The 24,434-nt window shown below is 53.0% G+C and carries 13 protein-coding genes and 1 pseudogene; 5 read left to right on the forward strand and 9 right to left on the reverse strand.

Annotation, left to right across the window (positions count from 1 at the left end):
* Positions 1-81 precede the first annotated feature (81 nt).
* Genes ABV298_RS30360 through ABV298_RS30370 form a run of 3 tightly spaced genes read left to right on the forward strand, consistent with a single transcriptional unit; the run spans position 82 to position 6,333 of the window.
* Positions 82-3,582, forward strand: coding sequence for a TonB-dependent receptor (locus tag ABV298_RS30360; RefSeq protein WP_353719866.1), 3,501 nt, complete (start codon positions 82-84; stop codon positions 3,580-3,582).
* A 17-nt stretch (positions 3,583-3,599) separates the two neighbouring features.
* Complete coding sequence (locus ABV298_RS30365; protein ID WP_353719867.1) at positions 3,600-5,024, forward strand: RagB/SusD family nutrient uptake outer membrane protein; 1,425 nt, start codon at positions 3,600-3,602, stop codon at positions 5,022-5,024.
* A gap of 31 nt (positions 5,025-5,055) precedes the next feature.
* Positions 5,056-6,333, forward strand: a complete 1,278-nt coding sequence (locus tag ABV298_RS30370) for a glycosyl hydrolase family 28 protein (protein WP_353719868.1) — start codon at positions 5,056-5,058, stop codon at positions 6,331-6,333.
* Positions 6,334-6,363: 30 nt separating this feature from the next.
* On the opposite strand, the gene ABV298_RS30375 is transcribed toward ABV298_RS30370, so the two are convergent.
* Positions 6,364-6,600: an SDR family oxidoreductase gene (locus ABV298_RS30375; protein WP_353719869.1), complete on the reverse strand. Its 237-nt coding sequence runs from the start codon at positions 6,598-6,600 to the stop codon at positions 6,364-6,366.
* Between the two features lie 362 nt (positions 6,601-6,962).
* Here ABV298_RS30375 and ABV298_RS30380 point away from each other — a divergent pair, with 362 nt between their 5' ends.
* Positions 6,963-7,346: a DUF2255 family protein gene (locus tag ABV298_RS30380; protein ID WP_353719870.1), complete on the forward strand. Its 384-nt coding sequence runs from the start codon at positions 6,963-6,965 to the stop codon at positions 7,344-7,346.
* Positions 7,347-7,445: 99 nt separating this feature from the next.
* On the forward strand, positions 7,446-8,588 hold the full coding sequence (locus tag ABV298_RS30385) for an epoxide hydrolase family protein (protein WP_353719871.1): 1,143 nt from the start codon (positions 7,446-7,448) through the stop codon (positions 8,586-8,588).
* Between the two features lie 19 nt (positions 8,589-8,607).
* Here the strand turns inward: ABV298_RS30385 and ABV298_RS30390 are convergent, their stop codons facing one another.
* From ABV298_RS30390 to ABV298_RS30425, 8 genes and pseudogenes are all read right to left on the reverse strand, one after another.
* Positions 8,608-12,798 (reverse strand): polysaccharide lyase family 8 super-sandwich domain-containing protein, encoded by a 4,191-nt coding sequence (locus ABV298_RS30390; protein WP_353719872.1) that lies wholly within the window; start codon positions 12,796-12,798, stop codon positions 8,608-8,610.
* Between the two features lie 171 nt (positions 12,799-12,969).
* Positions 12,970-14,718 carry a RagB/SusD family nutrient uptake outer membrane protein gene (locus ABV298_RS30395; RefSeq protein ID WP_353719873.1) on the reverse strand — a complete coding sequence of 583 codons (1,749 nt, stop codon included), beginning with the start codon at positions 14,716-14,718 and terminating at the stop codon, positions 12,970-12,972.
* Positions 14,719-14,753: 35 nt separating this feature from the next.
* A complete protein-coding gene (locus ABV298_RS30400) occupies positions 14,754-18,230 on the reverse strand; it encodes a TonB-dependent receptor (RefSeq protein WP_353719874.1) in 3,477 nt (1,158 codons plus the stop codon).
* 120 nt (positions 18,231-18,350) lie between these two features.
* Positions 18,351-19,515 (reverse strand): annotated as a pseudogene (locus tag ABV298_RS30405) (FecR domain-containing protein).
* Between the two features lie 183 nt (positions 19,516-19,698).
* A complete protein-coding gene (locus ABV298_RS30410) occupies positions 19,699-20,253 on the reverse strand; it encodes an RNA polymerase sigma-70 factor (RefSeq protein WP_353719875.1) in 555 nt (184 codons plus the stop codon).
* 355 nt (positions 20,254-20,608) lie between these two features.
* The gene (locus tag ABV298_RS30415; protein ID WP_353719876.1) at positions 20,609-21,079 is read right to left on the reverse strand and encodes a hypothetical protein; all 471 of its coding nucleotides are present in this window, start codon (positions 21,077-21,079) and stop codon (positions 20,609-20,611) included.
* Between the two features lie 117 nt (positions 21,080-21,196).
* A complete protein-coding gene (locus ABV298_RS30420; protein WP_353719877.1) occupies positions 21,197-22,555 on the reverse strand; it encodes a T9SS type A sorting domain-containing protein in 1,359 nt (452 codons plus the stop codon).
* Entirely contained in the window at positions 22,503-24,419 is a 1,917-nt protein-coding gene (locus tag ABV298_RS30425; RefSeq protein WP_353719878.1) for a choice-of-anchor tandem repeat GloVer-containing protein, read from the reverse strand. The genes ABV298_RS30420 and ABV298_RS30425 overlap by 53 nt, the downstream gene beginning before the upstream one ends.
* Positions 24,420-24,434: the final 15 nt, after the last annotated feature.

Raw genomic sequence — 24,434 nt, forward strand, 5'->3', positions numbered from 1 at the left:
CGTTCATCATCACATATTTTTCCGATACACAAACAACGGCGGTTGTTCCGATATCGATTTCTAAACCCTTAACCCTTATTTATGAAGGCTACCATACGACTTCTTGTTTTATCCGGTATCAGCTTTAACATTCCTGTGCCGTCAACCGGCCAGGTCGTGGCGAAGGCTACCGCCTATGTGCAGGTTTCGTTGCAGGACAACCCTTCGACACGTAGTCTGAAGGATGTATTGCAGGAATTTAAAACGCATTACAAAGTCGACATTCTCTATTTCAACTCGATGGTCGAGCAATATCAGATCCCGGCCCGCGAAGTGGTATTGTCAGGTAATTTTGAAAAAAATCTTCAAAATATTCTCCGTCCATTGGGCCTGGATTATAAAAAGGGAAAAAGCGGAGGCTATGTCATTATCGAAAAGAAGTCTGCCCGGAATAAAGGAAAGAGCCAGCCGGAACTGCCGCTAAGAAAGACCAGCAGCTTGGCCGAACCCCCTGAGTCGCAGCAGCAGGGATTAACCACCGGTTTGCCGACTCCCGGGCAAAAGAAAGCGGCAGATCATGTAGTCAAGGGAAAAGTAGTCGACGACAAGGGCGAGGGTATACCGGGTGTCAACGTCGTATTAAAAGGTACCCAGCAGGGGACCACGTCCGATGTGCAAGGCAATTTTGAGCTCGATGTTTCCGAGACCGGCGCTATTCTCGTGTTTTCGTTTGTCGGATATCTGTCGCAGGAAATACCGGTCGATGGCAGAACATTTATCGATATCGTTTTGAAAGTCGATGCACGGGCCCTCGACGAAGTTGTGGTGGTTGGTTACGGCGAGCAGTCGAAAAAGAAGCTCTCGACGGCGATCAGCAAGGTGGCGGCCAAAGATATCAACGGACTACCCGTAGCCAATGCGGGTGACGCACTGGCGGGCCTGGCCGCCGGCGTACAGGTGCAGTCGGCCTCGGGCGGAACGCCCGGTGCGGCGCCGGTTATCCGTATACGCGGGGTGGGTTCGCTTGGTGCCTCCAACGATCCCCTGTATGTGGTGGACGGATATCCCCTGCCCAATGCGACACAATTTGCCCGGATCAATGTTTCCGATATCCAGTCGATCGAGATTCTTAAGGACGCAGCGTCGGCTTCGATTTATGGATCCCGCGCAGCCAACGGCGTGGTGATCGTCACAACGAAACGTGGCCGGGAAGAAAAGGTGAGCTTCAATTTGAACGCTTATACCGGCGTCCAGAATGTGTACAAGAAGATGAAGGTAATGAACAAAGACCAGTATCTTAAATACGCAAAAGACGCCCGCAAAGCACAAAACCTTCAATATCCGGACGTGTTTGACACGCCCGCCGGACTGGCCGATACCGATTGGCAGGATCAGATATTTCGCACGGCACCCATGTCCGAGATACAGCTGAGCGCGCGTGGTGGTTCAAAAACGCTGCAGTTCTCCGTTTCCGGTAGCTATGTTTCCCAGAAAGGCACGATGGTTGGCACCGACTACCAGCTGGGTACATTGCGCGCTAATTTGGATGCGCAGCTTTCCAAATCGGTTAAGATGGGGGTCGACTTTGCGCCCTCCTTTACACGACAATCGCAACAGCCCGCTCCGGGCATGAACGGTCCGTCGGCGTATGTTCCGGTTTATGCGGCATTGCTCATGCCACCCGTGGTGGCACCCAGGCTAGCCAACGGGGATTATGGCCAAAACAACGTGCTCCCCTTTACGCAATACGGATTTGCGGAAACCGGGATCCACAATCCACGGGCAGTGCTCGACCTGTATGAAAACAGGACGAATTCATTCAATGTACTTAACAACCTCTACCTGAAATGGGAGCTGTCGAAAGGGCTCTCGTTCAGAACCCAGGCGGGCATTTCGGTGGGGACTACCCAGGTCGACGAATACATTCCATCGACACTGGGCTATACCGGATCGCCATTCGCGAACCTTTCCAATCCAAGACTGGAAGGCATATCCAGCCAGATCAGCAACGGTCGCAACGTCGACTGGGTATGGGAAAACACGTTAAGCTATGCGAAGACATTCGGTACCGCCCACAACTTTTCGGCAATGCTGCTCTACTCAATGCAAAAGTATCGGTTATCGACTACGTCGACCCGCGGCCGGACCGGAACATTCACCAACGACCTGATCCATAACCCAACCGCCGCTACCGACCAGATCGGTTCCCAGGCATTCGGGCTGAATAGCTTCATGTCCTATGCAGCAAGGATCAACTACGACTATCAGGACAAATACCTCTTCTCTGCATCGGTTCGGACGGATGGGTCGTCCCGGTTTGGTCCGGACAACAGGTTTGGAATTTTTCAGTCCTATTCGGCCGGCTGGCGGTTATCGCAGGAAGCCTTCATGGCCAATCAAAACCTGTTCAGCGAGCTGAAATTACGCGCCAGCTACGGAGAGACCGGCAATGCGAACATCGGAGACTTTACGTGGATGAGCGGAGTGAGCTCGGCCAATTACAGCCTCAACAACGCGAGGGTGCCGGGCGTGTATCAGAACGGCTATCTGAACAGAAACCTTACCTGGGAAAAAAACCGACAGGTAGACATCGGCCTCGAGGCATCGTTCTTGAAGGACAGAATCTACGTCTCGATTGATTTTTACAACAAACTGACACACGGCATGCTGTTTGCCAAGGAGCTTCCGGCAATTGTCGGGTACGCCTCCACATTCCAGACCAACATCGGAGAGCTGCGCAATCGCGGTGTGGAGGTCGACATCAATAGCCGCAACACCACCGGAGCGGTGCAATGGACGACCAATTTCAATATCAGCTACAACAGGTCGAAAGTGCTCGGTCTGGGTGGCCGACAATCCCTCAATGCCAATCCGGGTACCGGAGGCTGGCCCAATGTGTACCGGATCGAAGTAGGTCAACCACTCGGCAACATGAACGGCTTTATCATTGATGGTATATTCAAAACACAGGAGGAACTTAATGCGAATGCAAAATGGCCTGGCTCGGGTATAGGCGACTACAAAATCAGGGATGTGAACGGTGATGGCAACATCGACGAGAACGACCGCGCGCTTCTCGGCAACGGTCTGCCGGACTTCATTTACGGCATGACCAACACGGTAGCTTACAAGAATTTCGATTTGAGCCTGATCGTGCAGGGCGTATCGGGCAACAACATTATCAATGGCGCCAGCAGGCATACCGAGCTTTGGGCAGGGCGCTTCAACGCGATCGCCGATATGGCCGACAACTATTTTGATCCTGCTAACCCGGAAAGAAACGTCAAATACGCGCGTGTGGGTAACCGTTCCGGATTCAGCACCGCCGGCCAGCTACATTCCTATGCGGTCTTCAATGGCTCTTTTCTACGCGTCCGCAATCTGACGCTCGGATACTCTCTCGCCCCGGAAGCGGCAAAGAAGGTGCTCTTGCAGTCGGCCAGGATTTATTTGACCGCGCAGAACCTGTTCACGCTTTCCAAATATCCCGGCTTCAACCCCGAACCCAGCCAATACGGCTCCTCGGTTTACCAGCCGGGATCGGACCAGGGGACGTATCCTGCCAACAGAAGCTTTATGCTCGGGATTAATATAGGTTTCTAAAACATCAAATCACACCAATGAAAACTCGCTATAGAATCCTCTTCGCCGCCCTGGCGCTGCTGCAAGCTGGGTGCTCCGACTTTGTAGACCTGAACCCGCCAACCATCGTGCGCCAGGACCAGTACTTTAAAACGCAGGCTGATTTCGCTGCGGCCGTAAATGGGCTGTATTCGGGGCTGAGGGGTTATTATGCAAATTTTTATTTGTTTGCCGAGATCCCTTCGGACAACTCCGAAGTGAATGGGTACAACCTCGCCAACGCGGACCTCGACCAGCTTACCTGGCTCACCAATACGGCAAGTATCCAAACGCTCTGGCTAAGCTCTTACAGCACCATCGCGCGCGCCAACATTATCCTCGACCGGATAGATGCGGTCCCGATGGATGCGACCATCAAAGAGCAATTCAAGGGAGAAGCCAGGTTTGTGAGAGCACTTATGTATTTCAACCTGGTTCAATTCTTCGGCGAGGTGCCACTTCCGCTCAGAGAAATTACGACCGAAGATGAGGCCTACGCATACACCCGCGAAAGCACCGGGAAAGTCTATCAGCAAATCCAGCTGGACTTGCAGGACGCAATCAAGGCCTTGCCCCCCGGTTACGACGCGGCTAATAAAGGCAAGGCGACCAAAGGCGCTGCCATGGGGCTCCTGGGCAAGGTATACATCACAAACAAACAGTTTGCCGAAGGGGCAGCCATACTGAAAACACTGATCGAATCCAACAATTATACTTTACTGGAAAAATACGAGGATGTGTTCCGGGTAGACAATAGCTTCAATAACGAGATCCTTTTCAATGTTCATTACCTCGGCAACGGGAATAGCGAGGGCAGCAATTTTTCGATCGCGTTTGCACCGTTTGGCTCTGGCACTGAAATTACCAGCGGGGGAAATCCCGCCGGTTCCAACCAGGGGACGCTTGACCTTTTCAATGCCTTTGAAACCGGCGATAACAGGAAGAATGTGTCGATCGCCCGTTATCCTTCATCAGGCGACCTGTATACGCGTAAATTCCTCGACAAGCCCATCGCCAACAACGAGGGCAATAATGACTGGCCGGTGCTGCGCTACGCCGACGTGCTCTTGCTTTACGCAGAAGCGCTAAACGAAACGGGTTCTTCTTCGGAGGCCGTTCAGCCGCTCAATCAGGTGAGAAAACGGGCGGGACTTACAGGACTTACAGTCGCCTCTCAGGCGCAATTGCGGGAGTTGATCCAGAAAGAACGCCGCGTAGAGTTGTGCTTCGAAGGCCACCGCTGGCTGGATCTGCTCAGAACACGCCAAATGCTCCCGGTCATGACCCGGTACAAGGAGAATTACAAAGGGAAAGCATACCTGGTAGAATATTATGAGGTGGACGAAAGAAAGTACCGCTTTCCTATCCCATTCAGGGAAAGAAGCCTCAATCCGGCACTCACTCAAAATGAGGGTTACAACTAGTCGACTTTAACAAGAAACGAACTCGTACAGCATGCGAATTTTCCTGACGCCCCTACTCACTTTGCTGATCATCCGTTCGCTTTCAGCCGCAGGGCCCGGACCGGCTGTTACACCGAACCAGTTTAAAAAGGGTTCGGATAGCGACCGCATCGACGCGGCAATCAAAGCCGCACAGAAAACATCCGGCGTAGTGGTAATCCCGGCAATGAATGCGAATGGCTCGCGTATATGGAAGATCGACAGGGCCATTCTTTTACCCAATGATATCACGGTCATGCTCGACAACTGCACGATTCAGCTTTCCGACTCATGCAGAGACAACATGTTTCGCAGCGACAATGTCGGTATCGGCATAACAGACCCCGTGTGGAGCAAAAACATCCATATCATCGGAATTGGCGAGGTTTACCTTAAAGGTGCGGAAAACCCGCGGGCCACGGGAGATGGCGCGCGCCGGCTGGCACTAGATCCCGAAGCGGAAATCAAAAAGGGCAACTGGCGGATAAGCTATGGCAGCGATGCCGGCGACCCCGCCCAAAAGCAAACCGGCGACTGGCGCAACATCATGATCCTGATTGCCAAAGTCGAGAACTTCTCCCTGAAGAATGTGAATATACAGAATTCTCATGCCTGGGCGGTTAGCTTTGAGCGGACGAGGCAAGCCAAACTTTCCGATATCCACATTCACAATCCGGAGGAAATTACCGTCCGGGGCAAGAAAGTGAAGGTTTTCAATAAAGACGGCATCGATCTCCGGCAGGGATGCAAAAATTTCACGATCAATAACATTTCGGGCTTTACTGGAGACGATTTTATCGCCCTGTCGAGCCTGGATGTCCGCGGCGCTTTGCACGATTCCAACGGGAGCATTACTTCCACAATGGTTACGACCAGCCGTTGGAACGGACCGCAGGACGACACTGAGCAGATTTTCATCACCAATGTCAACTGCGAGTCGATCTGCCGAGGAATCGCGATACGGGCCAGCGACAGCGCTGGTATCCATCACGTCTACATTCAGGGCCTGATCTCACGGGAGGTGCCCGGGCAAGGCGGAAAGCACAATGCAGTACTCATCGGCGGCAAGGGTTATGGAGCACCCTCGCAGCCCGGCAAAATCAACCACATCCAGGTAATGAATGTGATGTCCACCGGCCATTCCCCGTTCATGATCGAAGCACCTGTTGCCGATTGCCACTTTATGAACGCTATCTACGAAGGTCGCGATAAAGAATTGATCCATTATGCCATGGATAAAAGCACAATGAGGAACATAACGGAAACAAACCTGAAAAAGGTCGGAAATTAATATCAGCCGATAAGCGCCCGTATCTCCTGGCTATTGAATACTATAACCGCCATCTACAACCAATGTATGTCCTACCACCAGACTGGCGGCATCGCTCCACAGCCATACAACGGTGCTCGCAATTTCCTCGGGACGTCCCAGCCGCCCTACCGGAACGGATTGTATCATGGCGCCGAGCACCTCTTGCTGCCCGCCGGCAACCGTTAAGCCGCAAGGCCGTGCGCTGCTATTCCATCCCGACCTGATCCGGGGGACTGCATTAGGCAAGCACATCGACGATTACAGCTTCTTTTCCTACGAAAGCAGGGAAGCCCTGCATTTACCCGGAAAAGAGCACAAAATCGTTTTGGATTGCTTTGAAAAATCCGTTATGAACTCGAACAGGGGACTGACAAGCATAGCAAGCTGCTCATCCGAACGGCTACCGGTCGCTCATCTAGCCAGGGCACTTCATCACTCCATCCCAAAAACGGCAGTGACCGTTCCCAACCGAGCGCTGCTTTCAAATTATGTTCAGCCAATAAACGATTATGGATCGGCAAGCCACTTTCCGGTGTTTATAAAAAAATAAATTTAAGTTGTAATCCGGTTTGAAAGCACCGGTTATGAAGTTACTAAAATAGCGACCTATGAATACGACAGACAATAGGTTCTCAGCCGAAGAACTGAAAAAAATCGATCAGGCCGACGACCTTAAAATCTCTCCGTTACGGAGTGACGGCGTGACCTTTGGCACACCCACCTGGATATGGGCCGTCGTTGTCGACGGTGACCTTTATGTGCGCGCCTACAATGGGAAGAACAGCAGTTGGTACCAGTCGGCTGTGCAGCGAAAAGCGGGTCGCATACACGCGGCCGGAATGGTGGAAGATGTGATTTTCGAAAACGTTCCCAGCGATCTGGACAATGCCATCGACGAGGCTTATAAAGCAAAATACAGCAGCAGCCCCTATTTACCGCCGATGATAAGCGAAGGACCTAAACGGGCGACGATCAGGATTCGGAGGGAATAACAAGGAAGGCATTGAGCTGGCGTTCGAATGCTTTCATTATTTACCGCTGCTGTGGCAAGCATTTTTTGCCTTGTCAATGATCAACAAACAACGCCTGACATGCAAGCTTTTCAAGTCAATATTTCGCAGCAAATCGTCGGGGATTTGCATGCCCGCCTTCGCAATACACGCTGGCCCGACAGTCTGTACGAACCCGGCTGGCAGCTGGGGACCGATATTACTTACCTGAAAGAAATCACCGACTATTGGCAAAATACGTTCGACTGGGGAAAGCAGCAGGAGAAATTAAATGAGCTGCCGCATTTCACCACCGAGATCGATGGGACCAACATCCATTTCATTCATCAGAAAGGAAAAGGGCCCAAACCGGTCCCATTGTTATTGTGTCACGGCTGGCCGGATTCATTTCTCCGTTTCCGGAAACTGATGCCGCTGCTGACCGATCCGGTCGCATACGGCGGCGATCCGGGCGACGCATTCGATGTTATCATCCCCAGTTTGCCGGGCTTTGGTTTTTCGGACAGACCTGCTGAAAAGAAATCTTTCATTGCATGGACCGCCCGCCTGCTGCATCAGTTGATGACACAAACCCTGGGCTACACACGCTATGCGGCCCACGGAGGAGACGTCGGCAGCGGTGTAGTCGAACGCCTGGGAATGACCGTACCCGATTCGCTGATCGGTATTCACTTGCTGGACATTCCTTACCGGCATCTTTTTACCATACAGCCCGACGATCTGGATATCCAGGAAAAGCAATATCTGGAAGCAGGCCGAAACTGGCAATTCACCGAAGGAGGCTATGCGATTGAGCAATCCACCAAACCACAATCCCTCGCTTACGGCCTGAATGACTCTCCGGTTGGCCTGGCGGCCTGGATACTGGAAAAATTTCACCGGTGGAGCGATTGCGCCGGTAATCTGGAAAACAGCTTCACAAAGGACGAGCTGTTATGCAATATTACCCTCTATTGGGTGACCCAAACGATCCGATCGTCGTTCTCTCCTTATTTTGATCAGGACCAGGCCCCCGCCCGGATGGAGGAAAAAATCAGCGTCCCGACCGGCGTAGCCATATTCCCGAAAGATATCATTCCTGCTCCGAGAAGTTTTGCCGATAGATTTTATAACGTCGTACGCTGGTCCGAAATGCCGAGGGGAGGTCATTTCTCCGCCTGGGAAGAACCCGGGTTACTGGCTGCCGAACTTCGGGAATACCTCCGTCCGCTACGGGCTGCGTGACGAACGGAGGTCTCCTCTCCTACCGGACGAACCGGGACACCAGGAGCATGCCTCGGTCCTCGAAATGCAAAAGATAGTAACCGGGATCAAGCGCTGAAACGTCGAGAACGGATTGAGCCTTACCCCGCAAGACCGCCACCTTGTGCAACAGCCGTCCATCGGCACCGATAATGCGCAGCGAAGCCCCGTCTCCGGCTACCGGATGTGATACGTTCAGTACCGACACGGAAGGGTTCGGATAAACGCTCAACGCGATTTCCGCAGCCTCGCGTGAAATTAAAGCCTTCCGACCGGCTACCGAATTGCCCCGAGCCGTGGATAGCTGAGTTGAAGCCAGCGCGCTGTCCATGGCAACCACAAACGGGGAAAAAACTGTGTACGGCTGGGCACTTTGGGTAGTGAACGGTCCGCTGCCGGTTATTGTCGTGGACTGCTGCTGCCAGCTGCCGCCCGTAAAGTGCCCGATGACGTGGGTTCCGCTAAGGGAAAAACCGGGAGCTCCGGCGGCATTGGAAGCGTTCCACTGAAATGTCAATTTTGCACTGCTCCCACCCGGCTGATCTTCGGCGACTTCCCAAACAAGCGGTATCACCTTCGTAGGGTTATTAATCGAAAGGCTCGTTAGCGAATTGCGCACGCTGGCGGTAAAATAATCCTCCGTACCCGTATTCACGATCGATAACGGTGTGTAACTACCGGTTGCGGGGCCAACGGGGAAGGATTTGACGGTCGCGCCCACTGCCAGACGCAAGCCAGCCGTTCCCGGGGTTACGACAAACTTGTTTGCATCGGTACCGGTAATACTCCCCCGGACCGATAGATCCCCGGAAGCCAGAATAAGCTTGCCCGCACTGAAAACGAGATTGCCTCCAACTGTCAGCGGGCCCTGCAATGTTACACCGCTGGCGTTCGCAATATTCAGCCGCTGCACATGGTCATTCAAAAAGGTGCCGGCGGGTATTTGCTGCGCGCTGCTCCCGCTCATATAAATGCCGTAGGTCGTACCTCCGCCGCCGATGCTGGTGGTCAACTTTCCCGAACCTACGGTAATCGAGCCATCTATGTACATCGACAAGCCGGTTTTACCTTCCGCGGTAAATACGCCTCGTTGTAAGGTAAGGTCCTTTACGCGGAAAAAGTTACCGCCCGCCTGTGTCGACTTAACACCCGCTGGGTTATCGATTACCACGCTACCCCAACTTCCACCCGCCAGCGACGACTGTCCGGGAATGGTTTGCTGCGCCGTCCCGGAAAAAGTAATGACGCCGTTATTGATAAACTTGTTGGTGGTACTGAAAACACCGAAAACGGATGTTTGTACCGTCATTGTCGCATTGGCTGGCAGGTTTGTCGCCGCGATATTGTTCTGCCACCTGTCTCCTTCCCGAATCAGGACAGATTTCGCGAAGCCGCCCGGAGGCGCATTACCTGCTCGGGGCACTCGCCACTCTGCCCCATCGTTCACCTGCCAGTTGGTGATCGAAGCCAGGTCCACCGGCCCGGCGCTTCGAAAAACATTGTAAAACGGTTCCAAAGCAATAACCGGGCGCTGTGCCGGACCCGCCGCCTCCCGAGAGCTGAACTCGGCGTATGCATCCGGATTTTGGACCGTGGCCACAAGTTTGAAAGAAACCACACTGTCGGCAGGTATACCCGTAAAAATGCTGCTGATATCGAACTCGTTGTAACCGGTTCCGGTGGCGCCGGCAATGCTGTCGACCGGCGTACCGGCCGCAGGCTTATTATTCCAGTTGATATTGCTTTCCGTCCAGCTGTTATCAGGCACCCGGTATAATTTCCAGCGGGTAATATCAGCTGTGGGGCCGGCGGCCGCGCGGTAGAGCCTTAACCTGGCCGTCGCAACCGAAAAATGCGCCGGCAGACCGTGCAGATCAAATTTCAAAAACGACTCCCGTGCGTAACCCGCTGCGTCTTTCTTCACAACCAGCCTGGGATTTGTACCATAGTTGGTCGACGCGTAGGCTCCATCACGCACATATGCGTCCGCCAAAGCACCCCTTGTGAACAGCGCCACGGTATCCGGTGCCTGTTCCGAAGGGTCGCTCACGTCACCGACATTAACCGAAAAGGAAATAGACGACCCTTTAAAATTACCCGACGGCAGTGTAACCTTTTTGTTGATCGCCGCGGCCGTACCCGGGAATGTGACGGCGACATTAACCGTGACCAGATTCTGCGTCGGATCGGCGAGCGTAACCTGTACAGTGCTCTGTCCCACATTTTTGATCATCGCAACGGCCGGTTTGTCGAGCTGGATTTTCATTCCTGTAGAAGTGTCGAGAATACTTCCCGGCTTATAAAATACAGCCTGCAAAATATGGAGGCCGGCATGTTTGACCGCCTGGACACTGTCCGAATTGGCCAGGATTTCAATACCCGACACATTGTAGGCTGACATGGCCGAGGCATTGGCTATACCGGGTACCACTATATAGGCATATTTCCCATTGACCGGGGCCACGCCATGGTTAAACCACAACTTAAAGACTTCCTGTGAAACCGTCGCATTCGAAATATTGCTTAATGTATTGATACGCGGGCGCCAGTTGCCTGTCTGGACCACGTTGCTGACCGAAAGGTTTCCACCCGAAGGAAAAAAGTATCCGGTGCTGTCGTGCAGCACCCAGGCGGGCGCAGCGTTAGCAACGGAACCCGCGGCCAGGGGCGTCTGGGCTCCGTTTTCCGAAACAATGACATTTCCTTTCAGCCACGACTGGTTCACCGTCGTGGTGATATTCTCGGCCTGGGTACTGCCTATACCCGCTCCAAGACAAACAACCTCGTTGTCGAAATGAAACCAGGATTTCTTACCGGTCACCCCGTCATAGTTCAGTTCAAAAGCGGCGACCGCATAGGTGCTGTCCGTTGCCCCGCCGGCAAACTGCGTACTGCCCGGCACCGGGTTGTAGACGCCGGCATCAGGGACCGCAGAGCCGGCGTCCGTCGCATAGTCCCGGTTAGTAACGCCGGGGATCTTATCCCATTCCCATACCGGCGCAATACCCTGATACTCATCTCCCCTGCGGCGGATATTTGTCGCTCCATCCGAAAGGAATCTGCCCAGCAGGTTTTCTCCGTTGATAGACTCCACGCGCCGCGTTCTGGTAGAAACCAGGAAAGTGCTGAACATGTATCCCGGCCTCAGGTGCAGATCGTAGTCTGCCAGCCAATAATGCTTGTGCTCCGACGGCGCCTGATAACTGGCCGGCTGCGTACCCTGAAACCGCGCCAGCGCGGCATTCCAGGTAGCGAGATTGGCAGGGTCCACCATTTTGGCGTGGTTAATAACGCTGATCGGCGGCGTCGAAGGGCCGGGTGAAGCGATACCCCGCCCCAGAACATTGAAATCAAAATACCTGCCCCGGATGGTTTTCAGGTAGGTTTCTTTATAAAATCCGGAAAGCAGGTTTCGCGTGGCGGCCGGCATTTGATAGGAAGTGCCGGAAAAAACGACAGCGCAGGCATACGAAGTACTTACAAAGGCATTGCCGTATGTCCCGATCATCTGCTCGGTTTCATGTTGCAAAAAGGAATTGTCATATTGAAGCCCCTCCGTCCCTACCGCGGAAATGGTCACGGCGTTATAGATATAATTAGTCGCCGTGGTCAGCTTGGCGCTGTTGCGTGTCAGCGCGGCACTGATCGCGAAATGGTAGGCTACCACCTGGATATTGGAGCCGGTATAGGCCGATGGCGGGTTGAAATAGCTGCTCTCCATCCTGTTGTTGATGAGGCTGTCTTCCAGCGATTGCGGCAGCCCCGTACCTGCCTGTCGCATAATGCTAAGGATCCGCCCCAGGGCCGTCGGACAGTTGACCTGGTTATCGTACCAGTTCGACGACTGCGGATTGCGGGTATACCAAAACCGCAGCGACTTTAAAATGCCGGCATACAGCGTGCTGTTCTGGTAATATTGATTCGCCGGATGCGTGTAGGCAAGTGCAAAATTCATCACCCGCGAAGAAATATGCGCAAGGCAGGGAAACGAAGCGCTGTTATCCGCATAATTCAGATCAGCCCAGGAGCCGTCGCTTTGCAAAGTGGGAAGAAAGTTCGTAACAAAATAATCCATCGTGGCATTCGTCGTGCCTGCCCGTTGCAGCGAATCGACACGCCGGACGATCTGATCAAATTCCTGTGCGGCGCAGGGAGCGGCACGCACCAGTGAAACCATAAAAAATATGGGCATTGTCCAATTCCGAAAAAGATGCAATAACTGTTTCATAGACGCTGAATTGAAATAAATGGACATGGGAATAGCTGCGCCGCCCGAACCCGGCGACAATCAGCTTTGAAGAAATAAAGGGAAGTCTGCATGCACCGACCGGCCAGTCGCCCGCCGATGCATGGTTACCGGCTGTTACCAGTTAGGGTTTTGCGTATAAATACCGCCCGAGAGGCTTATTTCCCGGGTCGGAACGGGCCACAGGTAATCACGGGCGGGATCGAACTTGCGGCCCCGTTCGTAAATAGAGACGCTGTCGGCGTTCAAAGGCGGGATCGCGGTCCCCTTTTGCAGTTCAGCAGGGAAAATCCGCGGGCCGAGGACATCTTTGGGAAGCTCGATTTCCGCCGTCTTCCACCGGATCAGGTCCCAGTAACGGAAACCTTCCATTGCCAGCTCGATCTCCCGCTCGCGCCTGATTTCGTCGCGGATGTTCAGCCCGTGGGCCTGTGCGAAACTGTTGGTGAGAACGGCCAGCTTCCGGGGGTCATTCCCCGAGGCGCGGTTTCGGATTGCATTCACCGTCAGATCCAGCTCCGCATCGCTTATGCTGCCGTTGAGCTCGTAAAGCAACTCGGCATAGTTGAGCAATATCTCCGCATAACGGATCGTATAAAAGTTGATGAACCCGCCATTATTAGCATTATCCACGTAATGCAGCCATTTTCTGGGAATATAGAAGACATTCAGGGTCCAGGTTCCGCCCCCTGAGGCCGGAGTCGGATTGTAGGAATTCTTGTTGTTGATCGTCATGCCCAGGCGCGGGTCACGGTTCTGAAATTCGGTCAGGGTATTCAGCTCTTTGGGTTTAGCCAGGGGTGACTTCGACTTGGGCAAACCATCGGCGTACAGGTACTGATCGACCAGGTGCTTGGTTGCCTTGTAATTCCTGTTCGCCAGGCTGTTTGAAATAAATTGCGAAAGCACATTTACGCCTCCTCCGCCAAAATACAGTTTAGGCAAAATACCTTCCTTGTTCACCGCGTACGACCCTACGGACGTAGGCGTACCCGCCGACAGACGGGAAGTTCCCTGGGCCTGATACTGGAACAGGTAATAGTAACTGCTGTCTTTCGAAGCAGCATTGATATAAAGACCATGCTTTCCGCCGTCGATGATGGCTTTCGCCGCACCGAGCGCAATCGTCAAATGCTTCCCGGGGCTGCCGTAGCTGTGATATTTCTGCCGCGTGCCTTCAAAAAGCCCTACCCGGCTCAAAAGGCCCAGCGCGGCGGTGCTGGTAATCCGCCCGTATTCAGCCGCGGCCTGCTTGTCCGGCGACGGACATTTAGCGGCTGCGTAGTTCAGATCGGCATAAATTTGCTCCAAAACCACCTCCCGGTCAGTCCGGGGCGTGAGCAACTCGGGGTCGGATTCGGTGATGGTTTTCAGGATAAGCGGTACATCTCCAAAACGCTTGACCAGCTCGAAATACGCAAAGCCGCGAAAGAAACGGGCTTCGCCGACATACTTATTGACCGCGGCGCTGTCGCCATTAACCAGCGGTGCCTTTTCAATGATATTGTTCGTCGCCGCGATCAGTTTGTAGTAGCCAGTCCATTCCGGCGAGCTGGCCGGGACCAGCTGCGTGCCGTTGCTCACGCTGTTGCCGCCGTTTCCGAAAAAGTCATCGGCGTAGAAGTCCTGAAATGGGGCTGCCTGATAAAATATTACATTGGTGGAAGCCTGGTTGTGCCCCGGCAGGTAGCTGTAAAGATAATTGCACGCCAAAGCGAGGTCGCTGGTGCTTTTCCAGAAATTGGCGTCGGTAATGCTGGTAGAGGGCTTCTGATCCAGTTCGCCGGAACAAGCGCCCGCCATGAATGCAGTCAGGAGCATCACCCAGCGGAAACCCGTATATTTTTTTGTCGATATCGATGTCATATGTGCTAAAATTTGACAAATCATTGCTTTACCGGTTAAAAGGTGACATTCAGGCCGAATGCGTACGAACGGAACAGCGGGTACGCCCAGGCCGCCCTCGTAGGGTCCGAGGGTGTCTCAGGGTCGACATAGGGAAACCACATCTTCGTCGCTTCCCAAAGGTCCTGTCCCGTGAAATAGACCCGGAGGCGCTGCACCTTGATACGGCTGGTCACTTTTACCGGCAGGGTGTAGCCCAGTTGCAGGTTTTTCAACCGGATATAAGCGGCATCCTGGATCCAGTGCGAGGAAATGCGGCCATTGAAAAAGTCGGGATTGCCATACACATTGTCGGTATTGAAGTTGAAAAGGCGCGGATACCTCGCGTCGGTATTCGTGGGTGTCCAGGTATCGGTCTGCGCGCGGAAAGGCTGTATCCAGGCAGCCGCCTTGGGCACCACCAGGTTAGGTGCGAGAAACTGGTTGATCTTGCCCACTCCCTGCCACATCATCCCCAAATCGAAACCTTTCCAATCGGCACCCAGGTTGAGCCCGAAACTGAACCGGGGACTGGTGTTACCCAGGTAAATCAGGTCGCCGTGGTTCTGCTGGGTACCCGATCCGATATCGATCCGCCCGTCGCCATTCACATCCTGGTATTTGATATCCCCCGCCGCATTTTTGGCGTGCTGGAAAGCGTGGCCCCGGACATCGGCCTCATCGGTAAAATAGCCTTCGCTGCGGAAACCGAATATCGAATTGATCGGATAACCCTCGATCGCCCGGTTCACCCCTTCGGCATAGGTAGTCTGGCCTTTATAAGCGGTGATCTTGTTGGTATTGTCCCCCAGGTTGAAGTTTACAAAATAATTGGCGGTGGCGATCTTGTCGCGCCAGCCCAGGGTTAGCTCCCATCCTTTTGTGCGCATGGATGCCCCATTGGTAGTTCTCGGATTTACGCCCAGGGTCGAAGGGTAGTTGATCGTTATGAGCATATCATTGTTATCGCGGATGAAATACTCGAAACTACCCGTCAGCTTGTTTTTGAAAAGGGCAAAATCCAAACCCGCATTCACTGTCTGAACCGTCTCCCAGCCTAGCCCCGAGGAAGGCAAGTCGGCCTGATAGTAGGATTTGTTGATCAGATTGTTGAACGGATAGGCCGGCCCTCCGTCCAGCTGGGCGATATAATCGTAGTTTCGCGCATTGAGCGCGCCCAGCTGCGCATTGCCGAGCTTACCCCAGCTTGCCCGCAGTTTTAACATATTCACCACACGTGAGGCAGGTTCGAAAAACCCCTCCTTATCGATTGCCCAGCCTGCCGAGAACGCAGGAAATGTCTGGCTCCGGTGCCCCGGCGCAAGTCTGGACGATGCGTCGTTGCGCAGGTTGGCCTCGAACAGGTATTTGTCTTTGTAATTGTAGTTCAACCGGCCAAAGTATGAAAGCCAAACGTTTGTCTGGACATTATCCGACGGAACGAACGACGAAGTAGGCGCATAGGCATTCAGGGAAGGAATGTCGTTGGAAATCAAGCCTGTCACCGATATGCCGATCTGGTCGAAATTATAGCTTTTGTATTCATAACCTCCCAGCACGTGGAAGTTGTGGTTTTCGCCCGACTTCCAGGTATAATCGGCCAATGCCTGAACATTGTGCTGTACCTGCGTAAACCGGGTTTTGTTCAGGCTGGCGGCGGGGAAAGTGTAGCTCGACGGGCTTACCGGATTGTTATAGTTCCAGCGCGCCACAGGCCGGTTGAAGCTCTCGCCTTTGTTGAATACAAGTCCGGGCCCGTAGACGGCTTTCAGTACCAATCCTTTGGCAACATTAGCCGAAAGCGTAAAGACGCCATTCAGATTGTGGTTATCCTGCCTGTCATATCCTCCTTCTTTCAATCTGAGGAAATACTCATATCCCGATCCTTGCGCAAACTTCGTATTGTTCGAGCCGGGCAGGTAGATCGGGAACCTCCTGCGCTGGGTATAGAAGTTGTACATATATCCGTACTGGCCGGAAATTTTGTTGCCATTCGGATAATTCGCATCGGTATACCCGTAGCTGATACGGGAATCGATGGTAAAAATCCTGGATAACTTCTGGTTGAAATTGAACCGGACATTATAACGCTTGAAATTATCGGGGCCGAATTTAAAAATCCCGTTTTGGGAAAAATAACCGAGACCGATCAAATACTGCGTTTTGTCGTTACCTCCGCTGAGCGCCAGGTTATGGTTCTGGCTGGAAGTGGTCTTCCGCATGACCATGCCCAGGATGTCTGTATTAAAATAGTAATCCAGGTTGCCGTCGGCGCGCAAAACAGTGTCCTTGCCTGTGCGCATCCATTCGATCTGCTGGTCGCTGAAACCCGGCGCCAGACCGGCATTCAGGTTGGCGGTCCGCTCGATTTCCGCCTGCTCCCATGAATTGAGCAGCTCGGGCATCCGGTAGGGTTTATTAACCGTGTAGAGCATGCTGTATTCCAGCTTCGGCCGGCCCGCAAGTCCTTTCTTGGTGGTGACGATAATCACCCCGCTCGCCGCCTTGGCTCCATAGATCGCAGCTGCCGAAGCGTCTTTAAGCACCGAAATATTCTCGATATCATTCGGATTCAGGATCGACATATCCCCTTCCACGCCGTCCACAATGACCAAAGGACTGTTGGTGCCGTTCAGCGACGAAAAGCCGCGGATATTCAGGTTGTAGCCTTCGTTGCCCGGCTGTCCACTGCTCCGGGTGACCACGAGCCCCGGTGCGGCTCCCTGCAAAGCCGCCACCGCGTTGGTAACAGGGCGGTTTTCGATCACTTTGGAGCTGATCGTCGACACGGCCCCGGTCAGATTCTCTTTCTTTTCCACTCCATATCCGACTACCACAACCTCCTCAAAGGCCTTTTCCTCCGGCGACAGGCTCACCACAAGGTTTACCTGGCTGCCCACCGCGATCTCCTTTTTTACAAAGCCGACAAAACTGAAAATCAGGACCGCGTCCTGGTCGGGAACACTGAGCTCGAAAGTCCCGGCCGCACTCGTGGTAGTTCCCTGCTGCGTGCCTTTGATCAGAATGCTGACGCCCGGCAATGCTTCGCCCTTTTCGTCGGTAACCCGGCCCGTCAGGACCCGGACAGGTTCCCCGACAGGGGGAGTTTTCATCGCGGAAGGCTTTTCGGCCGCCCTTCGTTTGATGATAATAATCCTGTTTTCAATCGAAAAATCCAGCTGCTGTCCTGCGAGGCATTGACGGAGCGCCTCTTCGACCGTTCCGTTGCTGATGTTCAGCGTGGCCGGTCTGGCATCTTTCAGCAGCTGTTGATTAAAAAAGAAATCGTAGCCCGACTGCCTGCGGATCTGGCGGAATATCTTTTCCAGCGAAACATTCTGCTGGCGGATATTGATGTTTTGCGCATAGCCGTCGTCTGCCACCGCATGCAGCATCGTCAGCACAGACAAAACGAAAATCAATTTCATCATAAGCAGCAATTTGTGGGCATAGCAAATGCTTATACCGATGTCCTCGGTAGATTTTTTGTACATTTGAACAGATTGTTTTGATTGGTAAATGCTCGAAACACTTTATCAGGTCAGCTTCAATCGGTGGCCGGGCGTGTTAGCCGCACTCCCGGCATTTTTTGAAGCCTTCCGGCGGAAGTAATTTTATTTGATCACAGTCACCCTCCTTCCTTCTACTTTAAACCTGACGTCCCCGGTCGCTTCCAGCATTTTGAGAATGTCGGATAGATTCTTCGACCGTGAAACTTCCCCGCCGTAGCGTAGATCCCCCCGGCGGGTTTTCGTAAACGACCTCTATGTTATACCACCGGGCAATCATGCGCATGATCGTTTGCAGGTCTTCCCCGTTAAACACGAACTCCCCGTTTTTCCAGGCGATCTCCGCATCCGGATCGACCTCTTTTACCGCTATTCCTCTTTCGGTAAGCAATGCCTGCTGCCCCGGCACCAGCCGCTGCGCATTCACCCGAACGGAGCCTTCCAGCAGCGTCGTTTTAACACCTGGCTCATCTTCATAGGCGTTGATATTGAAATGCGTGCCTAACACCTTCACAGTCTGCCTCCGGGATTTGACCAGAAAAGGCATCTTCTTATCGGGTGCAACTTCGAAATATGCTTCCCCGACCAGCTCCACGAGCCTTTCGGCGCCGATAAAGAATGTTGGGTAGCGAAGTGACGACGCTGCATTTAACCAAACCCTGCTGCCGTCGGGCAGAACCAGCTGGTATTGGCCGCCGATGGGAGTCGATATGGCGTTCATGGCCGGCGAAGCATCCGGGTCATTTGGTTTTCCGTGAATGGCGTAGGTGATCTGTCCGTCACTTGTTTTCCGGATGCTGATGCCGGACTGGGTGGCTATTTCGCCCCGGCCGGCGCTATCGAGTTCGATCCGGGTGCCGTCGGCAAGGGTGAGCATGGCCTTTTCGCCGCCCGGCCCGATTCCCGCGGGGTGCGCCGCCGGTACAGCCGTTTCCGCACCCGATGGCCGGTAGTAACGGTACACGCCGACCGATACGATGACAAGCACCGAGGCAGCAGCCACCCATTTTTTCCAAAGCGGATAAATATGCTTCCGATCTTCGTAGGCCGTTTCCTCCTCCTGCCCGGTAATATGCGCTATCATTCGGGAGGCCGTGTCTCCCGGAAGAGACTCGTAAACCTGCTGCGCCGAGAACGCATCGCCCAGCAACGCCCTTAGCTCGTCGGCGTGAGAAGGGTCTTCCACTAATGCAAAAAATTCCTGCATTTCACTATCCGAGCCGTTCCGGTTCAGATACTTCGATAACAATTCGGCCAGGCGGCTGTTCATGGGCGGCGCAATGATTATCCAGACCTCCGACAAATGGAGCTGTTTTCGGTGTTGACACGCCAGCCCGGAAATACGGGTAGATAAAAATGAAAAATTTTTATATTTTTTTTTATTGTTCCCGGAAATCAGCCCCGTCGGCTTCAAATGAAGCCCCGATGGCCGGAGAAACCGGGAATTGGCGACCTACCTGAAGAGATAAAAGAGCAAAATCGGGTAAACGCCCAGGTTATCCTTAAAATAGCTTCGGATCGTTTTAAGGGCCTGTTTCATGTGCGAATGCACCGTAAGGGGAGATATTTGCAGCCGGGCTGCTACTTCTTCGTATTTCAGGCCGTCTTCGCGGCAAAGCAAAAACACCTGGCGCTGCTGGGGAGTGAGCGATTTCAGTGCCTGCGCGAGGATCGTTTCAGATTCCTTCAAATCCAGGTAAGCCTCCGTTTCGCGGATCTCCTGTGGTGTAACCAGTCCCAATTCCTGTGACGCCCTGGCCTGCCGGGCGATCTGCCGCAATACATTCAGTGAATGGTTGCGCACGGTTCGGTTCAGGTAAGCACCAAAGTTATCGACCGATCCCAACGCGGCCCGTCCGAGCCATATTTTAAGGAAAATTTCCTGGACGATATCTTCGGCCAGGGTTTCCGAGCGAGTCAGCCGTTTGGCAAAAGAATACACCAGTCCCTGATAATCATGAAAAAGAGCGGCAAATGCATGCGGATCGCCCGACGAGATTTTCGCCAAAAGTTCCTTTTCATCTTTAGAAGGGCCTGAGTGCATCGGTAAACCCAATTATAGCAATAATAACTGCTGTTCTGGCATGCGAACGGTTGGTTTGCCATCAAGGTTTGTAAGCCTTATCGGTCCCGGATTTACTGCCAGCTTCCAAAATTTACCCCGCAAAGTGCCATTGCAATCGGATTATCGTGCCCAGGGCATCCGAATCCCGGAACGTCAGTTTGAAACGTTGGCCCGGAAGCCCGAAAAGCGAGCCGGATGCTTACTCGTCTAAATCGCCCGATCAGCCGGCAGACCCATGCCGGTCGTGTTAATCAAACGAAGTCCGGGTTAATTTGTAAATCTAATTGCCCGTAATAAACTATTTCGCTTTAACGATAAGCAGGGCGGAAGTCAGGGGCGATTTCTTTACGGACTCACCATTATGCCGGAATTGGGTGTATTTATAAACATTGGCACATGCATTTTTTTCCTGCTCGTACCATACTTCCAATGTATCGGAATCCACACTGTTGAATTGCAACCTCAAAGACGACTTCCCCTGCCCATTTTTGTCACAATCCGCATAGAATACATAGGATTTCAATCCGGGAAAGTACACGTTTGTGACAACGATGCTTTTCTGACTATCGTTGTCAAAAAGCCGGATGGAATCAACCGAATAACGTGCTTTTGATGAAGCAAGCAGGTCGTTTCCGTCATCATCGACAATGGAAAACGAGATCGGCGCTGTTGCGCGCATATCCATATCCGAACAATCGTCGCACGCAGAAAGGGTGAAACCGAGTACAGCGGCAAGCGATATCAGGTATTTATCAAAGCGTACGTTCATTTGCATAATTTTTCGATGTCAGACACAATGAAATGAGATATCGTTGCAGGCATTGGTGAAATCACTTGCCGTCTCTTCCGGCAGCCCATTTGCTAACCCGGTTCCACCCGCAGTCCATCATTTCTTGACCATGGTCAAAGTCTTAACGCCCCGAACGGTCGTGAATTTCAGGAAGTAGGTGCCTGTGCGCAGTTTGGCAACGTTGAGTTTGAAACTTTCGCCTTCGGATTGCCCGCCCAGCATTTGGGTTCCCGCCGAGTTGATGAGCTGCCACTTGCCCGCCCCTTTCGGCAGTTTTACTTCCACAACATCTGCAACCGGATTGGGATACAGCACCGCGGTTGCGTCCGGTGTTGCCAGTTCGCGAATGGTCGAATAAGCGAACGTGCCATCCGTGTCAGTCATTTTCAGACGGTAGTACACGTTTGGTGCCAGTACTTCGTCCAATTGTGTGTCGGTGAAGCTGTAACGGCCCGGGAGCGATCCGGCTGAGGGTTTCACGGTGGCTATCGTATGGTAGTTCCGGCCGTCTTCGCTGCGCTGCAGTTCGAAGTGCGAAAAATTGACTTCTTCGACCGTTTGCCAACTCAGCAGGGCATCGTTTTCTAATAGCTGTGCCTTGAAATCGACTAATCTGACCGGGAAAGGCTTGTTTGTATTCGCCAGGTAAAAGGTAGAAAAGGCATCCGTTTTAAAACTGAAAACATACCCGCCGCCGGCCCAGGGCTCGACGGTCGTCGCGATGGCGCGGGCTGATCCTGAGATACCGCCGCTGCAACTGTTGGCACCGGTTGTAAATACCCCGATTTGCGTTACGTCTTTGATCGGCTCAACCTCCATATCGGCATTGTTGGCGGCCACGAGCGCATCGTATTCCTCCTGTTTCACATAAATCCTGACATCCACCTGACCGGAAGTTATGCTACCCGAAGGCGTCATTGTAAAATCCCTGCCCAGGAAATAACGCCCGTCCCGTTTCCTAACCGCGCCGCTGTGCGTGTATAACCAGCTTTTGACAGTGCCCAGGTTGTTGCCATTCGCTTTGATCTCGGCCACCGCTTCGTTGGAAGCGTCGGTAATTGCGAGCCATTCGTTGAAATTACCGGTGTCGACCGTGGAATTCGCCAGCGTCATACACGTGCCCGGCTTACCGGCCGATACAGGCGCCGGTACGGGTGTGAGTGTCATGTAGAAAGGGTTTATCCCGCTTTCAGTTGAAAGCCGGGCTTTTGTCTTCAAGGTTTTAGTTGCGGGGTCCCATTCGTAAACCCAGCCTCCTTCATAATTTCTCATGAAATACAGCTTGTCATTGTTGACCGTGATGTCGGCCATGAGACCATTGCCGATGTCAGCCAGCACGGTTACATCCTGGGTTGCCGGGTCTACTTCCAGCAGCGTCGATTGTGTGAGCCCGTACAGTTTATCACCGTAAACTGTAAACGAACCATACGGATTCAGCCCCGTACTTGCCCTCAAATCCCGTAATTTCGTATAAACGTTCGTAGCAGGATCCCACTGGAAAACCGTGCCGGTGTAAAAAAACGCCGCCCCCCATGGTCATACCGTAGAATTTACCATCCTTCCAGCAAAGGTTTCCAAACGGGTTTGCACCAGTAAGGAGCTCAAAATCGTATCGCTTTGTGTAGATATTGGTTTCCGGGTCCCATTCGAAGATCACGCCGCGGTTGGAAGCACCGCCGGTAGGGGTCATCCCAAAGAACTTACCATTTTTTTCGACCAGATTGGCATAAGGCCGACTACCGTTGCTGTACTCAAAATCCAGCTTCTTAGTGAATACGTTAGTCTTGTAGTCCAGTTCGAACAAGGTACCTGATCCATCCGCTCCTCCGGCCCAAGTCATACCGTACAGTTTTCCGTTCCGCAATACCATTTTACCGAACGGCTTGGTTCCCGTTTCTACGTTAAGCTCCTGCATTATTTTGTAAACCTTTGTCTCCGGGTCGAATTCAAAAATTACGCCCAGGTCGTGCTGGCCACCCTGGGAAGTCATGCCATAGAACTTGCCGTCGGCAAATGTGAGGCTCCCCATAGCCGCACGCCCGGTGGCCACATTGGTGGTGTATTGTCTGGTAAAAACGTTGGTCGCAATATCCCAGTTGAACACTTCGATCGATATGAAACCGTTGGCCGGATTGGCTACCTGCACGCTTGAATACAACTTCCCCTGCCAGAGCGTAAACTTTCCCTGAAACATGCCGTTACCTTTGCTCAGAATAGCAGACCGGATGCTGAACCCATTCGTAGCGGGGTCCCATTCGTACAAGAGCCCTGTACGGGTTTCCCCTCCTTTCGTAATCCCGTAAAACTTGTCGCCCACCAGGAGTGGTGCAAAAGCGTTGAACGGAGCGGTTCCGGCGTAAGGAAAATCAATCTTTTTCGTAATGGCATTCGTTGCCGGGTCCCATTCGAACAATGTGCCGGCCCCTGATGCTCCCCCGGCCGTGGTCGCGCCGTAGAGTTTGCCGTCTTTCGAAGTCATTTTGGCAAGGCAATTGTAGCCTGTCTCCGGCGAAAAAGCGGCCTGCGAAGTGAAGGTACCTGCAACAGGGTCCCATACTACCAGCTCCCCGTAGTTGGCACCGTCCGATTTGGTTATGCCGTAAAATTTGCCCTGAAACGGCTCCAACGGGCCAGCTGGTACGTGAGGACCGGGCTGTAAGGGACCATTTACATTCTCGACTTTTGAAAACAGAAAGGTCTCCGGGTCCCACTCGTACAGCGCATCGCTAAGGTACCCGTTGTCTGCCAAGGCAACGCCGTACAGCTTTCCGCCGAATCCGGTAATCCGCGACGTGCCCCACAGCAGGCGGTCTTTCGCAAGGTTGGCGAAATCGCTCCGTTTCGAATAAACCTTATTGATGAGATCGTACTCGAAAATAACCCCTTGCTCATTGATTCCGCCCTCGGAGGTAGTCCCGTAAAGCTTATCGTCGATGATGACCATCGTCCCGCCAGGGTTGTTGCCCGTTTCGCGCCTGAAATTGTGCAAAATGGTATACTCATCAGTCACCGGGTTCCACTTGAACAGGATGCCCTTGAATACCGCATTGCCCACATCGGCCTCCAACGCCGTCGCATATAGTTCACCGTTGTATTCGGTAAATTGCCCCATTGAAACGGCTTTACGCGGCACACTGAAATTGAATTGCGCGAGCGGTTTGGTACCGTCTGTCGCCGTATTGAAAATAGTACCCAGGTTGTCGCTTCCGGCCGACGTACTTACGCCCCATAGCTGATTAATTCCTTGTGCATGTGCGTAAAGAACGGCAATGACGCATAAGAAGGCAAAGGGTATGCCTTTCATGTAGTAAGTTTTCATGAATTGTAGAATAAC

Origin of the sequence: Dyadobacter sp. 676 (assembly GCF_040448675.1) — a bacterium.
Lineage (GTDB): Bacteria > Bacteroidota > Bacteroidia > Cytophagales > Spirosomataceae > Dyadobacter.

Excerpts from the sequence above, each read along its gene's own strand:
- ABV298_RS30360 (WP_353719866.1), top strand. The coding sequence starts at position 82 with ATGAAGGCTACCATACGACTTCTTGTTTTATCCGGTATCAGCTTTAAC.
- ABV298_RS30365 (WP_353719867.1), top strand. The coding sequence starts at position 3,600 with ATGAAAACTCGCTATAGAATCCTCTTCGCCGCCCTGGCGCTGCTGCAA.
- ABV298_RS30370 (WP_353719868.1), top strand. The coding sequence starts at position 5,056 with ATGCGAATTTTCCTGACGCCCCTACTCACTTTGCTGATCATCCGTTCG.
- ABV298_RS30380 (WP_353719870.1), top strand. The coding sequence starts at position 6,963 with ATGAATACGACAGACAATAGGTTCTCAGCCGAAGAACTGAAAAAAATC.
- ABV298_RS30385 (WP_353719871.1), top strand. The coding sequence starts at position 7,446 with ATGCAAGCTTTTCAAGTCAATATTTCGCAGCAAATCGTCGGGGATTTG.
- ABV298_RS30390 (WP_353719872.1), bottom strand. The coding sequence starts at position 12,798 with ATGCCCATATTTTTTATGGTTTCACTGGTGCGTGCCGCTCCCTGCGCC.
- ABV298_RS30395 (WP_353719873.1), bottom strand. The coding sequence starts at position 14,718 with ATGACATCGATATCGACAAAAAAATATACGGGTTTCCGCTGGGTGATG.
- ABV298_RS30400 (WP_353719874.1), bottom strand. The coding sequence starts at position 18,230 with ATGTACAAAAAATCTACCGAGGACATCGGTATAAGCATTTGCTATGCC.
- ABV298_RS30415 (WP_353719876.1), bottom strand. The coding sequence starts at position 21,079 with ATGAACGTACGCTTTGATAAATACCTGATATCGCTTGCCGCTGTACTC.
- ABV298_RS30425 (WP_353719878.1), bottom strand. The coding sequence starts at position 24,419 with ATGAAAACTTACTACATGAAAGGCATACCCTTTGCCTTCTTATGCGTC.